This window comes from Tenggerimyces flavus, assembly GCF_016907715.1.
Classification (GTDB): Bacteria; Actinomycetota; Actinomycetes; order Propionibacteriales; family Actinopolymorphaceae; genus Tenggerimyces; species Tenggerimyces flavus.
In genome coordinates this window covers 2,416,612-2,429,853 of sequence record NZ_JAFBCM010000001.1, presented here as the reverse complement: position 1 = coordinate 2,429,853, position 13,242 = coordinate 2,416,612, and the positions used below count along the sequence as shown (strand labels likewise).

Annotated in this window: 15 protein-coding genes and 1 tRNA gene; 8 read left to right on the top strand and 8 right to left on the bottom strand. The window is 68.4% G+C overall.

What is annotated here, in order from left to right:
• Positions 1–14: 14 nt before the first annotated feature.
• Entirely contained in the window at positions 15–587 is a 573-nt protein-coding gene (locus tag JOD67_RS11300; RefSeq protein ID WP_205117389.1) for a DinB family protein, read from the top strand.
• 241 nt (positions 588–828) lie between these two features.
• Here the strand turns inward: JOD67_RS11300 and JOD67_RS11295 are convergent, their stop codons facing one another.
• The 4 genes from JOD67_RS11295 to JOD67_RS11280 all read right to left on the bottom strand — a co-directional run bounded on the left by JOD67_RS11295 (position 829) and on the right by JOD67_RS11280 (position 3,829).
• A complete protein-coding gene (locus JOD67_RS11295; RefSeq protein ID WP_205117388.1) occupies positions 829–1,392 on the bottom strand; it encodes a dihydrofolate reductase family protein in 564 nt (187 codons plus the stop codon).
• Between the two features lie 26 nt (positions 1,393–1,418).
• A complete protein-coding gene (locus JOD67_RS11290; protein ID WP_307782735.1) occupies positions 1,419–2,408 on the bottom strand; it encodes an NAD(P)/FAD-dependent oxidoreductase in 990 nt (329 codons plus the stop codon).
• 63 nt (positions 2,409–2,471) lie between these two features.
• Positions 2,472–3,269: a hypothetical protein gene (locus JOD67_RS11285; protein ID WP_205117386.1), complete on the bottom strand. Its 798-nt coding sequence runs from the start codon at positions 3,267–3,269 to the stop codon at positions 2,472–2,474.
• Entirely contained in the window at positions 3,266–3,829 is a 564-nt protein-coding gene (locus JOD67_RS11280; RefSeq protein ID WP_205117385.1) for an RNA polymerase sigma factor, read from the bottom strand. The genes JOD67_RS11285 and JOD67_RS11280 overlap by 4 nt, the downstream gene beginning before the upstream one ends.
• Positions 3,830–4,139: 310 nt before the next feature.
• On the opposite strand from JOD67_RS11280, the gene JOD67_RS11275 reads away from it, so the two are divergent.
• The 4 genes from JOD67_RS11275 to JOD67_RS11260 all read left to right on the top strand — a co-directional run bounded on the left by JOD67_RS11275 (position 4,140) and on the right by JOD67_RS11260 (position 7,301).
• Positions 4,140–5,390 (top strand): MFS transporter, encoded by a 1,251-nt coding sequence (locus JOD67_RS11275; RefSeq protein ID WP_205117384.1) that lies wholly within the window; start codon positions 4,140–4,142, stop codon positions 5,388–5,390.
• A gap of 42 nt (positions 5,391–5,432) precedes the next feature.
• Positions 5,433–6,242 (top strand): NAD-dependent epimerase/dehydratase family protein, encoded by an 810-nt coding sequence (locus JOD67_RS11270; protein ID WP_205117383.1) that lies wholly within the window; start codon positions 5,433–5,435, stop codon positions 6,240–6,242.
• Positions 6,239–6,691: a hemerythrin domain-containing protein gene (locus tag JOD67_RS11265; RefSeq protein WP_205117382.1), complete on the top strand. Its 453-nt coding sequence runs from the start codon at positions 6,239–6,241 to the stop codon at positions 6,689–6,691. Before JOD67_RS11270 ends, JOD67_RS11265 begins: the two co-directional genes overlap by 4 nt.
• Positions 6,692–6,752: 61 nt before the next feature.
• On the top strand, positions 6,753–7,301 hold the full coding sequence (locus tag JOD67_RS11260) for a GNAT family N-acetyltransferase (protein WP_205117381.1): 549 nt from the start codon (positions 6,753–6,755) through the stop codon (positions 7,299–7,301).
• Here JOD67_RS11260 and JOD67_RS11255 read toward each other — a convergent pair.
• A complete protein-coding gene (locus tag JOD67_RS11255) occupies positions 7,273–8,250 on the bottom strand; it encodes a GlxA family transcriptional regulator (RefSeq protein WP_205117380.1) in 978 nt (325 codons plus the stop codon). The two genes, JOD67_RS11260 and JOD67_RS11255, sit on opposite strands and share 29 nt — an antisense overlap.
• A gap of 203 nt (positions 8,251–8,453) precedes the next feature.
• Between JOD67_RS11255 and JOD67_RS11250 the strand changes: the two genes are divergently transcribed.
• Entirely contained in the window at positions 8,454–9,257 is an 804-nt protein-coding gene (locus JOD67_RS11250; protein WP_307782358.1) for a CPBP family intramembrane glutamic endopeptidase, read from the top strand.
• A gap of 3 nt (positions 9,258–9,260) precedes the next feature.
• Here JOD67_RS11250 and JOD67_RS11245 read toward each other — a convergent pair whose 3' ends face one another.
• On the bottom strand, positions 9,261–9,638 hold the full coding sequence (locus JOD67_RS11245) for a hypothetical protein (RefSeq protein WP_205117379.1): 378 nt from the start codon (positions 9,636–9,638) through the stop codon (positions 9,261–9,263).
• An 83-nt stretch (positions 9,639–9,721) separates the two neighbouring features.
• Between JOD67_RS11245 and JOD67_RS11240 the strand changes: the two genes are divergently transcribed.
• A tRNA-Gln gene (locus JOD67_RS11240) sits at positions 9,722–9,792 on the top strand.
• A 253-nt stretch (positions 9,793–10,045) separates the two neighbouring features.
• Here JOD67_RS11240 and JOD67_RS11235 read toward each other — a convergent pair.
• Positions 10,046–10,249 carry a hypothetical protein gene (locus JOD67_RS11235; RefSeq protein WP_205117378.1) on the bottom strand — a complete coding sequence of 68 codons (204 nt, stop codon included), beginning with the start codon at positions 10,247–10,249 and terminating at the stop codon, positions 10,046–10,048.
• Positions 10,250–10,671: 422 nt separating this feature from the next.
• Here JOD67_RS11235 and JOD67_RS11230 point away from each other — a divergent pair, with 422 nt between their 5' ends.
• On the top strand, positions 10,672–12,534 hold the full coding sequence (locus tag JOD67_RS11230; protein ID WP_205117377.1) for a sialidase family protein: 1,863 nt from the start codon (positions 10,672–10,674) through the stop codon (positions 12,532–12,534).
• Here the strand turns inward: JOD67_RS11230 and JOD67_RS11225 are convergent.
• A complete protein-coding gene (locus JOD67_RS11225) occupies positions 12,531–13,241 on the bottom strand; it encodes a hypothetical protein (RefSeq protein WP_205117376.1) in 711 nt (236 codons plus the stop codon). The genes JOD67_RS11230 and JOD67_RS11225 overlap by 4 nt on opposite strands.
• Between the last annotated feature and the right edge of the window lies 1 nt (position 13,242).

The following is a 13,242-nucleotide window of genomic DNA, read 5'->3' as shown; positions in this document are numbered from 1 at the left end:
TGTACGGTGCGGCGATGGCAACCATCTGGATCGCAGCGATCGCGGCGCGGTATCGGGGGATCCTCGACGACCTGGCGATCGGTCTCCGAACCTGTCCGGACGAGCTGTGGGAGGAGAGCCTGTACCCCGTCGATCCGGCCGAGCCAGCGACGTGGACCCCGCTCGGCCCGGACGGGCGGCCGTTCGAGGACGAGGCGGTCGCCGAGCGCAAGCGGCATGCCCAGGGCGCTGTGTGGCGGACCGCGTCGCACGCGCTGTACTTCACCGACGCCGACCTGTCGGCGATGGAGCAGGACTGGGTGCCGTTTCCGCCGCTGTCGCTGCACGATGAGGACGAGAACGTCGTGCCGTCGACGTACTCCCGCGAGCAGCTGGTGGCGTACGTCGCCTACTGCCGGCGCAAGGTCGACGAGGTCTTCGCCGACCTCACCGACGAGCAAGCGGCTGAGCCGGTCGCCGAGTCGCACCGCCACCGGGGAACGCCGGTCGGGGAGATGCTCGTGACCGGCCTGGTCCACCTGCAGATGCACACGGCCCAGCTCCGCACGTACCTGGTGACCCGCGGCGTCCCCTGGGCAGGTGAGTAACTGGCGCCTAGCCTCGATCTTCCGTCCGACGGTTGGTTTCGACCGCCCCTGCCCGACCCCGCCCTGGGGCCAATGATCATGTTTACATGATCATTGGCCCCCCTTTACGTGGGGTGGACGCCAGGTAGAGCGGCCACTGGCCGGGTAAGGCGACCACGACACCTACGGAGTGCCTTCCGCTCGGATCACTCGAGACTTCGCAATCCCAAGCCTCCCCAGCAGGACAGGCACTTCCCGAGGCTTAGTCGGACGCGGGTGCGTAGCGCTGCAGCACGACACCGGAGTCGAACCGCTCCTCCGAGAGCGGACGTAGCGAGATTCGCCTTGTGAAGAAGGGCCTTCCGGCTCCGAGGAAGACCGGGTGCACGAGCAGGTGGTACTCGTCCATCGCGCCGATCGAGGTCAGCGCGTCGACCACGCTGAGGCTGCCGTAGATGACGATGTCACCGTCGTGTGTGCTCTTGAGGGTGGCAACGGTCTGTTCGTCGATCGTCTCGAGGCGCGTCGTGCCCTCCCATTCGGCGGTCTTGCCGCTTCGCGAGACGACGTACCGGGCGAGCTCACCGAGCCGTCGCGCGTACCGGCGAGTGCCCTCGTCCTCGTTCGGATCCGTGGCGGCGTTGGGCCAGTAGCCCGCGAAGTCGGCGTGCGTACTCCGGCCGAACAACAGCGCGCTGGCGTTGTCGACGAGGTCCTGCTCGTACGTCATCATCGACTCGCCGAGGAGCAGCCAGTCCATCTCGTTGTCGACGTTGGCGACGAACCCGTCGAGCGTGATCCATGCGGTCGCGACGATTCTTCCCATCCCGGCAGCCTACGGCCGCTGGCCCGCTAGAAGCGGTCGAGGCGGCAGTCCGCCAGCGCCGGCTCGTCGGTGCCGTCGACCAACTCCTTCGCGATCAGCCGGCCGACGCCCGGGGCGAGCGTGATGGCGGCGTGCATCACCGCCAGGTACAGGCCAGGCGTGTCGGCGACCGGGCCGACGATCGGCTCGCCGTCCGCCGGCATGGGGCGTGGGCCGACCCGGGCGCTGAGCAGCTCGACACTCTCGGAGCCGCGGAAGGTGGACCGGATGGCGGACAGCGTCCGTTCCGGCTCATCCGCGGCAGCGATGAGCCGGTCCGGCGCGACCTGCCGGAGATCGAAGTTCTCCGTGTTGACCACCGTGCGGACCAGGCCGGCCGGGGCGCGGAACCGGAAGAGCGTCGCTGGCGACGGGTCGACCGGGACACGTACGCCCAACGGCGCGGCCAGCGTCGCCGTTGCCGCTCCGGCCGCGAGCACCACGGTCGCGCCGTCGAGAGGTCCCGCGGCCATCTCGACCCCGACGATCCGACCCGCGGCGTCTCGGCGGATAGCGGTGACCGGGACGTCGGGATGCACCTGGGTGCCGTGCTCACGGGCGCCCGCGATCAGCCGTTCGGTCACGCCCACCGGATCGACGGCACCCTCGTCGGGTGCCCAGATGGCCCACTCCGGGGGCTGCCGCAGGTTGGGCTCGAACGTCGCCGCGGCGGCCCCGTCGACGATCTTCTGCCCGGGCTTGGCCTCCGGCGCGTCTTCGCCCGTGCGCCACGACAGCGAGCCGGACCAGGTCACGGGAAGACCCGGCAGCTCAGCCTCGAGCCGCCGGTACTCATCGGTCGCAGTCGCCCGCAGCTCAGCAGCGCTACCGCTGTGTACCGACGAGGCGATCCAGGCGAACGAGTTCACCGTCACCCCTTCACCCGGCCGCCCGGCATCGAGAAGAGTCACGGCAGCACCGGCCCGGGCAGCGTGATACGCCACCGAAGCCCCCACAACCCCGGCACCGACAACCACAACGTCCCTGCTCACTGACTGGCTCACCACCCTGGCGATGCTACTGGTGGCGAGGCTCGCTGCTTATCGCAGTGCGCGAACGGTCTCGGCTACCTCACTCAGTCTCGACCTGGACTCGAGCTCGGTGACCATCCCGCCGCTGCCAGGTGCGGCGATGGGGTTGACGACGTGGTCTTTTCCTTGCAGGTAGAGCCCTTGAGATGAGCTCAGGACGTAGTAGGACGCATCGGCCTTGGAGATCAGGAACCACACGGCCAGCCCCTTGGGCAGGTCCTCCTTCATACGCGCGACGCTGTCTGCTGGATCGACGCTGCCGGCGAGGAACTCGACGGTGAGCTTGTCGCGGTCCTGCTCGGGCAACTTCCCGCTGAGGATCTCGACGGGCTGGATCGTCATGCCCCACATGTGGACATCGTGGATCATGCGGGTCTTCTTCACGTCGACCACCTTGGCCACGACCACCGCCGTGGAGGCTTTGACTCCGTCGTCGACCGTCTCGAAGTTGTGGACCTCCTCTATCGCTCCACCCGCGAGCCTCATCGGTGCGAAGAACTCGAGATCGCTCTTCACGTGCACGTCGATCGCACCGACGCCCGCAGGGCCGATCGACAGTTGATCCAAAAACCTCGGCGCGATCAGGAGCGCCGCGGTGGCGAGTGCCGCAACAGCAACGATCGCAACACCGATCCGCCGGCGTGACGTTCGCCGCGGATCGAGGTCGTCACCCGGCTGGTCCAGTTGGCTACCTACTGCGGGATCGAGGACGCGGGTGAGGATGGTGCGCCCACGTGAGGAGCTGGCCCAGCGGGCCAGTTGCGGTCGGGCGTCGCGAAGCAGCTCGCTGGTGCCCTTTCGCTTCATGGCTGGACCTCCTGGTCGTTCTTGGTGCGTAGAGCCAAGCTTGAGCCGGCGCGGCTGAGTTGGGTGCGCAGACGTCGCCGAGCACGGAAGAGCCGCACGGCGTACGTGGCGGGTGAGCATCCGACGACACGTGCGGCCTCGCGGGCGCTCAGGTCGTACCAAGCCGACACGGTGAGAATCTCTTGGTCCAGGGTCGAAAGCTGACTGACGGCGGCCAACACGTCGTGCTTACCCTCGATTGCCGCGGGGAGACTCTGGGCAGAGTCAGCATCGAGCGCCGCGATGCGCTCGACCAGTGCGGACCGGCGGGCCTCGCCACGCAGCTCGTTGGCGAGCACCTTGCGTGCGGTGACGAGCAGCCATGGGAGGGCGTGACTCGGAACCCTGTCGATCCTGCGCCAAGCGATGGCAAACGTTTCCGCGACCACGTCCTCCGCGGTGTGCACGTCGGTGCGGTGACTCACGTACGCATAGACCTGATCGGCATGTGCCTCGAAGATGTCGCGGAGGCGGTGTTCGGCAACGTGAGGAGCGGCGAGTCGATCACCCCGGCGGCCCATCAGCTCCTCCCCTGCCGTTCTAGCGGATCGTCCCCCGTCGGCCCGTCCGCATCTACCTAGGCATTGTCCGGCCGGAGCCGGTTTCTTACAGGTCGCGACCATGACGCCGAACCAGGAGCCGTATGACGGTGCGACTCGGTAGGGTGGCGCTTGTCCGAGTCGTCACTCGTTCTGCCGGTGATGAATCGAGGCGTGGGTGCGCGTCCCCGCACTCACGCCGTCCTCGACGGTTCTGGCGGTGAGTTCGGGCCGGTTCGAGGTGGACGCCCCCGGCCCTAGTCCGCCCCGCTTGGCAGCGGAAGGGTTCGTCATGCCAAGCGCACCTCGTTCTCCATCGCCCTCTCACGACCGGCCGACACCAGGGTCGGGTTATCGGGCCGCGTTCGCCGCGCCGGGTACGGCGGCGTTCTTCGTCGCGGCGGTCCCAGGCCGGCTGGGGGTGGCGATGACCGGCCTGGGCATCGTCTGGCTGATCCACTGGAGCACCGGCTCGTTCGCGGTCGCGGGGATCGTCGCCGGCAGCTTCGCTCTCGCCCAAGGCGTCGTCGGGCCACAGGCCGCCCGGCTGGTCGACAGGTTCGGTCAGCTGCGCGTGCTCCCGTGGTGGATCGCCGCCCATGCGTTCTCGGCCCTGTTGATCGTGCTGGTCGCGAGCGCCGGGATGCCGCGGTGGGCGATGATCGGGTCCGGTGCGTTGCTGGGGGCGACGCTGCCCCAGCTCGGCGCGCTGACCGCGGCGCGCTGGTCCCACGTGTTGGGTGACACGCCGGCACTCAGCGCCGGGTACGCGGCGGACTCCCTCGGTAACGGAATCGCCTTCCTGGTAGGCCCTGCCCTGGTCGGCGTCTTCGCCGCTCTGGTGCATCCAGCGCTCGGGTCGGCGGTGGCCGCCTTGCTGGTCGTGGGCAGCGGCGCCGCCTTGGCCAGGCTTCGACACACCGCGCCTCCGCCGGCCGCACGGACTGTCGAGCCCGCGGGGTTGTCGAGCAGAAGGCGATCCGGGTTACTGACCGGAGAATTCGTCGCGCTCGTGGGCGTGAACGTCGGTATCGGGCTCTACTTCGGCGCGATGCAGGTATCGGTGACCGGTGCGGTCGTCGCACAGAACGCGGCACAGTTCGCGGGACCGATCTACAGCGTGATGAGCGCGGCCAGTCTGGTGGCCGGCCTGATCTACGGCTCGCGGACCTGGCGACCTCGTCCGTCCACCCAGCTCGCTCTCGTCTCGATAGGTCTCCTGATCGGGTCCACCCCACTGCTCTGGGCGACCTCGCCGACCGCGATCGCCGCAGCGCTCGTCGTTCCCGGGCTCGCGATCGCACCCGCACTGGTGTTGTCCAGCGTCCTTGCCCAGGCCAGCGTCCGCCGTGACGTGCTGACCCAGGCGCTCACCTGGCTCGGCTCGACCAGCGCGGCCGGAGCAGCGGTCGCGAACGCCGTCGCAGGCATCGCCCTGGAACGGCTCGGCGTCCCGTGGGGATTCGCGGTCGCCATCCTCGGATCGGCTGTTGCCGCGATGGCGACAATCGCCTTGCGGCTCGGCGAACGCGGCACGTCCTAGCCACGCGGGTTGGCGAATGTTCGGACCGCCTAGGCTCGGGGCATGGCCAAGCCTCGCGTGCTTCTGACCGGTGCGACCGGCTCCATCGCCCAGCAGCTCCTTCCTGCGCTAGCCGAGCGGTACGACCTCCGCAAGATCGATGTCCGCCCCGGTGACGGCGTCGAGGTGGTGGATCTGCTCGCCGAGTCCGACCTGTCCGGGCTGTTCGACGGCCTCGACGCGGTCGTGCACCTCGCGTACCACCGGCCGACCGGCGACAGCCTGCAGGAGCGGTACGACGGCGAACGAGTGAACGTCGACCTGATGCAGCGCGTCTACCAGGCCGCGTTCGACGCCGGCGTTCCGCGCGTCGTCGCGGCGAGTACGAACCAGGCCGCGAAGTGGTACGAGCAGCCTTACTACGCCGGCCGTCGCGATCGCGTCTCGCCGGAGGACTATCCGCGGCCGGACAACTTCTACGGGTGGGCGAAGGTCGCGTACGAGTCGCTCGGTTTCCTCTACGCCTGTGGGAGTTTGGGCCGCCAGCTCGAGGTGGTCCAGATCCGCATCGTCGCACCACGAGCGATCGACGGGGCGCTGTTCGTCGACGAGCCGCAGCGCTACATCCGCGACCTCGCCGGCTACGTCTCCGAGCGCGATCTCCAACAGCTGTTCGTGAAATCGCTCGACACGCCGGACATCGCGGACGAGCACGGCGTGCCGTTCCACATCTTCTACGGGGTGTCGAACAACGCCCGAACGTTCTGGAGCATCACCAACGCACGCGAGGTCATCGGGTACGCGCCGGAGGACGACTCGGAGGCGCTGTTCGCCGACGAGATCGCGCGCATCCTGTACGGTAAGCCCTCGTGACCGATCGTGCGGCCGCATACGTACGCCAGCTCCTCGCCGCCCACGACTACTTCCGCACCGGGCTCGCCGACCTGCGCCGCGTGATCGCCGCGCCGCCGGAGAAGACGGAGGAGGCGGAGCTTCGTTCCTGGGCGTCGGATCTGCGCATCCAGTGCCTGTACTTCTGCAACGGCCTGCACATGCACCACACGCTCGAAGACCAGCGGATGTTTCCTGCCGTTCTCGTCGAGGATCCCGAGCTCGGACCGATCGTCGAGCGGCTCGAAGCCGATCACCGGAAGGTCGCGGAGATCATCGACGCGATCGAGTCCCGCCTCGGTGAGCTCTCCTCGGACCCGTCCGGAGTACGCGAGGAGCTGAACCGGATGGCCGACGCGCTGCTCGAGCACCTGGCGTACGAGGAGGAGCAGCTCACCCCCGTGCTTGCCCGAATGACCGGTCCCATCTAGGCCGCGGCACGCCCGTAAGTGCGTGGCCGCTCTCATCGCCGTCTGTTAGACAGGAGGCGTGATGAATCTGGCCGCGCTGGAGAACAAGCCGACCTTGCAGGGTGCTCGGATCCGCCTCGAGCCGCTCGGGATCGAGCATCTGGATGGGTTCGTCAAGCAGATGCAGGACCCCGACCTGGACCGGCTGACCGGTTCGCACGGCGGCAACCCGTCGCTGGAAGTCGGCCGGCAGTGGCTCTCGACGCGCAAGGGGACGAAGGACCGGCTGGACCTCGCGATCATCGAGACAGAGACGGGCGACTTCGCCGGCGAGATCGTGCTGAACGACCTGAGCACGGCGAACGAGTCGTGCAACCTGCGGCTCTGGCTCGGCGCGAGCTTTCGCGACCACGGGTACGGCTCGGAGGCGATCCGGCTGGTGCTGGCGTACGCGTTCGACGTCGTCGGGCTGCACCGCGTCGAGCTCGAGGTCTACGCGTTCAACCAACGGGCGATCCGGACGTACGAGCGGTGCGGGTTCGAGGTCGAGGGCCGGCTGCGGCACGCGCTGCTCTGGGAGGGCGAGCGCTACGACGCGCTGATCATGGGGATTCTGAACGAGGCGGCGTGAAGGCCCGTCGGTAGGCGACCGGCGTCGTCCCCAGCGTGCGGCGGAAGTGCTGACGGAGGGCGATCGCCGTTCCGAAACCGGCACGTGGCGCGATCTCCTCGACCGACAGCTCCGTCGTCTCCAGCAGCTCGCGCGCCCGCAGTAGACGTCGGCGGATCAGCCACTGCAGCGGCGTCGTGCCGGTCTGTTCGCGGAACCGACGGTTGAGCGAACGTACGCTCGTCGCCGCCTCGTCGGCGATGTCGGTCAACGTGAGCTCCTGGTCGAGGCGTTCCTCCATCCAGTGCATCACCGGCTCGAGGCTGCCGCCGGACTCCGGCTCGGCGTACGCGATGAACTGGGCCTGCCCGCCGTCGCGCGCCAAGGGCATCACCGCATGTCGTGCGGCCTCGGCGGCGACCACCGAGCCGTAGTCGCGCAGGACCAGGTGGAGGCAGAGGTCCAACGCCGCCGCGCCGCCCGCGGAGGTCACGATGTCGCCTTCGTCGACGAAGAGCACGGAGTCGTCCACCCGCACCTGCGGATAGAGCGCGGCGAGTTCGGCGGCGTTGCCCCAGTGCGCCGCGGCCCGCCGCCCGTCCAGGAGTCCCGCGGCGGCGAGAACGAAGACCCCGTCGCAGATCGAGCCGATGCGCTTCCCGCGCTGGTGCGCCACGCGAAGCAGGTCGACCACCTCGGGCGGTGGCGGATCGGTGTAGTCGCACAGACCGGGAACCAGGATCGTGTCGGCATCGGCCGCGTCCGCCCACGAGCGATGCGGAATGACCTCGAACGCGGGCACGGCGCCAGGGAAGGTCGCGGTCACCGGAGGCCCGCAGACCCACACCTCGTACAGGGGGTCGCGGCAGGACGTCTGCGGCTCGAGATGGACGTGGCCGAACACGAGGGACGGCATGGACAGGTCCATGGCGCCGCACTTCTCGAGCGTGATGATCGCCACGATGTGCATGGCCAGAATCTATCGGATCTCGGCATTCTTGCCACTGTTTCGTGCCTGCCGTCGCGCGGAGCATGGAGGCATGACTCTCGTGGATGGCCTGCTGGCCTTGGTGTTTGGCGCTGCTGGACTCGGGTCGTTCGTGCTCGTCGGATGGCTCCTCGATCGACGCCTGGGGCCGCATGCCCGGGCTTGGGCAGATAGCTTTCGCTCTCGTGAGCGTTCTCGCCTGGTTGAACCCCGCGCGGCCCGACTTCCCCGCCGCGGTACCGCGGGACGAGCGGCGCGCGTTGACGATCGAGCTCCTGATCGTGTTCGCGATCACGTTCGGCCTGTCGGGGATCCGGTCGCTGCTGTCGTTGATCGACGCCGCGCTGGACACGACGCCGCTGAGCCAGCAACAGGTGACGTTGAACCCGCCGCTCGCCGCGGAACAGCTGATCGACCTCCTGATGCAGCTGACGAGTGTGCTCCGGCTGCTCGCCTGGGGCGCGTTGGGGCTGTACCTGCTCTGGCGTGCGGGTCTCAAGCTGGCGTCGATCGGGCTTGACCGGACGCGCGTCTGGCGAGACCTGGCGGCAGGGAGCGGGATCGCGGCGTTCATCGGCATCGCCGGGCTGGGCGTGTTCCTGGTCGGGCGGGCGCTCGGGCAGAGCCTGGCGGTGCAACCGTCGACGCTGGACGACACCTGGTGGCGTACGGGCGTGCTGGTGCTGTCGGCGTTCGGCAACGCGTGGGCCGAGGAGGTGCTCGTCGTCGGGTACCTGCTCACGCGGTTCCGGCAGCTCGCCTGGTCGGAGAACCTCGCGTTGCTTGCGGCGGCGGTGCTGCGGGGCTCGTACCACCTGTATCAGGGGCTGCCGGGATTCGTCGGGAACGTGGCGATGGGGCTGGTTTTCGGCCGGTTGTGGCAGCGCACGAACAGACTGTGGCCGTTGATCGTCGCGCACACGTTGATCGACGTGGTGGCGTTCGTGGGGTACGCGTTGCTGCGCGGGAAGGTGAGCTGGCTGCCTTGAGCCCTAGAGCAGGCCGATGTGCTCGTTCAGGCAGGTCTGGTACCTGGCCTCCTGGTGCTGGAACGGCAGGCACGGCTCGGCGCGGGCGGACCAGATGAAGCTGAGCACGATCGTGGCGACCGCGAGCCCGAACGCGGTGTAGGCGATCGGCCCGTTGCTGGCCCGCTGCCGGTAGACGCGCACGATGCCGGTGATGCTGAACGCCAGCGCGAACGCGGCCGCGAACATCGTCCATCCCCAGCCGAACAGCAGGTTGCCCAGGAACGCGGCGCCCCCGAACGCCAGCGCCAACCAGGCCGACCCGTTCCACATCTGCCGCTCGGGCACCTTGGCCCCATCGGGCTGCTCAGGCTGCGCCGGCACCGACTCCGCAGTACTCATCCCCCCATTCTCGCGTGCGCCCGCCAAACCGCCTCGCGTAGAGTCTCCCCTCGGCCCCAGCGCTACGCTGGTGCCACCTCCCATGGGGCGTCGTCTAAGGGCAAGACCGCAGATTTTGGTTCTGCTGATGGGGGTTCGAGTCCTCCCGCCCCAGCACTCAGCTCTCGCTTGGCAGGACAAAGCAGCGCCCCGAGTTCGTTCCACTCGGGGCGCTGCTCTGGTTGCTGTCCGGGCGTGTCTCTCAAAGAGCGTCGGCAAGAGCGCGTAGCGCGCGTGCGCGCGGCGCCCCGCGCCCGGCTGGGCGTGGTGCAGGAGGAACTCATATTGGTTATATGGGTGACGAGCTGGACCGCGGCCAGGCGGGATGTGGGGTGTCGCGCGCCCGGCGATATTTGAGAGACACGCCCTTAGGCGACGCGCTGTTCCGTCGGCGCCTCGTGGCGCTGTCGGGGCAGTCGTGGTCCCGCCCGTACCGGGGAGCGTGACCCGGTATCGGTCTGCGTGCGAGCCCGGCGACGAGCGGCCGACTGCCGGTGGTACTTCTGCGCCTCAGCGATGAGGTCGGCCTGCTTGGTCTTGGCGACCTCGAGGATGGCGAGTTCGGTCAACATCTTGTGCTCCTTGAAGGTTTCTGGCTGATGGCTCAATTCTGGTGCGAACCAGCCGGCCAGCCATGGGGAGCGACGTGCGTATGTTTGACCGCCGCGACCTACCTAGTCCGGTAGTCGTACGACTAGGTACCTAGGTCCGTTCAGCCGTTCTCCAGACACCAGAGCCGCCAACCGCCACACGGCCCCACCCGTGAGCATTGTTCGCTCGCTCATGCCTCCACTATGGCAGCGACTCAGGCGGGCGTATCCGGAAAACTACGTAGAGGCCCCGCCCCTCGGCGCTGCTAGGCTCGGAGACATCCCATGTCCCATGTCAACCGTCGATCGGGGCCACCTTGACCACCTCTCCAGAGCCACCCCTGTCTCGACGGACTTTCGTGGGCGGGATCGCGGCGATCTCGGGCATGGCAATGGTGGATCCCATGGCGCCCAAGCAGCTCGCTCCGTCCCCGCCGACCGAGTCGCTGGTGTTCACCAACGCGGACCGGTCGTACCCGTACAACGTCTACCACCAGGTCGGCATCGCCCGGGCCGCGAACGGGCATCTCCTCGCGTACGCCGAAGGACGGATCGACACCGGCGACTCGACCATGCGGATTGACCTGGTCTGCCGCCGCAGCACCGACGGCGGTCGCACCTGGAACACGGCGATCTCGCGGCTGTACGGCTACGGAACGATCCACTACGACGGCGCGGACCGGCCGCTCCGCTACTTCAACGGCAACTTGCTCGTCGACAACCGGACGGGGCACATCTTCGCGTTCGCGGAACGCAAGATCGGCGACCAGGCGTACTCGGAGGCCAACCAGTTCCGCGCGAACCGCCTTGTCTACAAGAAGAGCACGGACCACGGTGTGACCTGGGGAGCCGAGAACGAGATCCCCGAGGCCGTCTTCGCCGGACTTCCCGGCGACCGGCACGTCACCTCGCCCGGTCATGGCATCCAGACGTCCACTGGGCGCCTGATCATGCCGGTCTCGAACCAGTTCCTGCACTACAGCCCGGACTACACGGTGTCGTTCCTATACAGCGATGACAGCGGGACGACCTGGCAGATGTCGGAGTACGTACGGACGCCGCTGCCGTACTCGGGACTCGGTGAGGTCCGGGTCGCCGAGACGGGAATCCCCAACCAGCTCAGGGCTCTCGGCCGGGGCAGGAACGGCAACAGCGACCCGTCGCATCCGGGCGACTACTTCAAGGTCACCTCGCTCAGCGAGGACAACGGCCGCACGTGGTCGCCAGCGGCGCTGGTGACCGAGCTGCCGGAGTGGATCGACGGCGTCGATGGCGGCATGGCGCGGTTCACCAACCAGGCCGGTGGGCTCCTCGTCGCGTCGACATCCGACGTGCCGCCAGGATGGACTGGCAACCGGGGCAACCTGAACGCGTACTACAGCCGCGACGGCGGAGCATCATGGGCCAAGGGACCACGGTTCATCACCGGACCGTCATCGAACTCCGACCTCGTCCAGGTTGACGGCACGACCATCGGCTGCGTCTACGAGAAGGGCAAGTACGCCGACAGGAGCGTGTACCAGTCGCCCGACGTCGTCTTCGCGCGATTCGACGAGGCGTGGCTGACGACGCCGGAACCGCTGCGGTCCCTCCGCCCGGCCAGCGTGTGGAAGCTCGACGAGCTGAGCGGAACCGTCGCCCGCGACAGCGGCTCGAGCGCTCGCCATGGCACGGTGGTCGGTGGGACCTGGGTCTCGGCGGGGCGGAACGGCGGAGCGCTGAGGCTGAACGGGACGAGCGCGTACGTCGATCTCCACGACGTGCTCGACCCGGGTTCCGGCGGCTACACCGTGTGCCTGTGGTTCCGGCGCAGCTCGGTGGCTACGCTCACCAGCCCGCAAGTCCTTGCCAGCAAGGGAAATCGCGCCTCCCAACGCGAGGGCTGGTCGATCATGCTGACCCCGCCCGGCAATCAGCTCCTGGTCCGGGTCAACGCCGGGACGAACGAGCAACGCGCCTCACGCCAGATGACGACGCCGCTGTCGGACACGAACTGGCACCACGTCGCACTGGTTGTCGATCGGCAAGCCGGCGTGCTCCGGGGCTACCTCGACGGCACCGATGCCTATTGGAACAACGGCGGCAGCGGGCCGACCGACAACCTGATCGACGGCTTCGGCGGCATCGACAACACCGACCCCCTCTACATCGGCGCGGTCGTCGACCAATCGGCATCGCACGACTTCTTCGCCGGGACGATCGACGACGTCCAGATCTTCACCGCCGCGTTGAACACGCGCGAGATCGCCGCGATCGCCAGTTCCTAGTGAGGGCCCTTCTTCGCCAACCCCAGTGCGGCGGTGTCGGCGGAGCAGGTGAGCTCGCCGGGCTGGATGGTGACGCGTGGAGGGACCCAGACCTCGGTGGCCTTGCCGTCGACCCGGGCCAGCAGGCAGTCGCTGCCGGCCCGGACGGCGATGCCGGTCCAGCCGTCGTGCGCCAGGACGTCGAACGTCGCGCCAGGTTCCGTGATGGTCGCCCCCACCGCCGCCCGTACGGATGCCTCGTCGGCGTTCGGCAGCCCCTTCAACGCTGCCGTCACCCGCTTCAGAGCGTCCGCGGGCAGGCTCGGCGGTGGGGGTGGGATGGAGATGACGAGCGGCGGGCCGGAAGGACAGCCGACCACCTTCGGGTCGTCGCCCGCTCCGGTCCAGCCGCCGTACTGGTACTCGAAGCACATCGTCGCTTCGGGGTCGTCGGTGCTGAACTTCTGGCTGGGATACCTCGCGGTGATCCGGGCGACGATCACGACGTTCTGGGCACGCGAGGTGCCGTCGGCGCGCAGGAACGACACCTCCGGATCGTCCGGCGCGCGCCGCACGAGGTCGAGAGCGGTGAAGTCCGGGGACACGCCGATCGTCATCTGCCGGCCGAGCAGGGTGGCTCGATCCTTGGCCAGCCTCTCCGCGGCCGAATCGCCCCAGGAGCAGCCGGCGAGCGCGAGCACGACGAGGAGCCCCGCGAGACGTCTCATG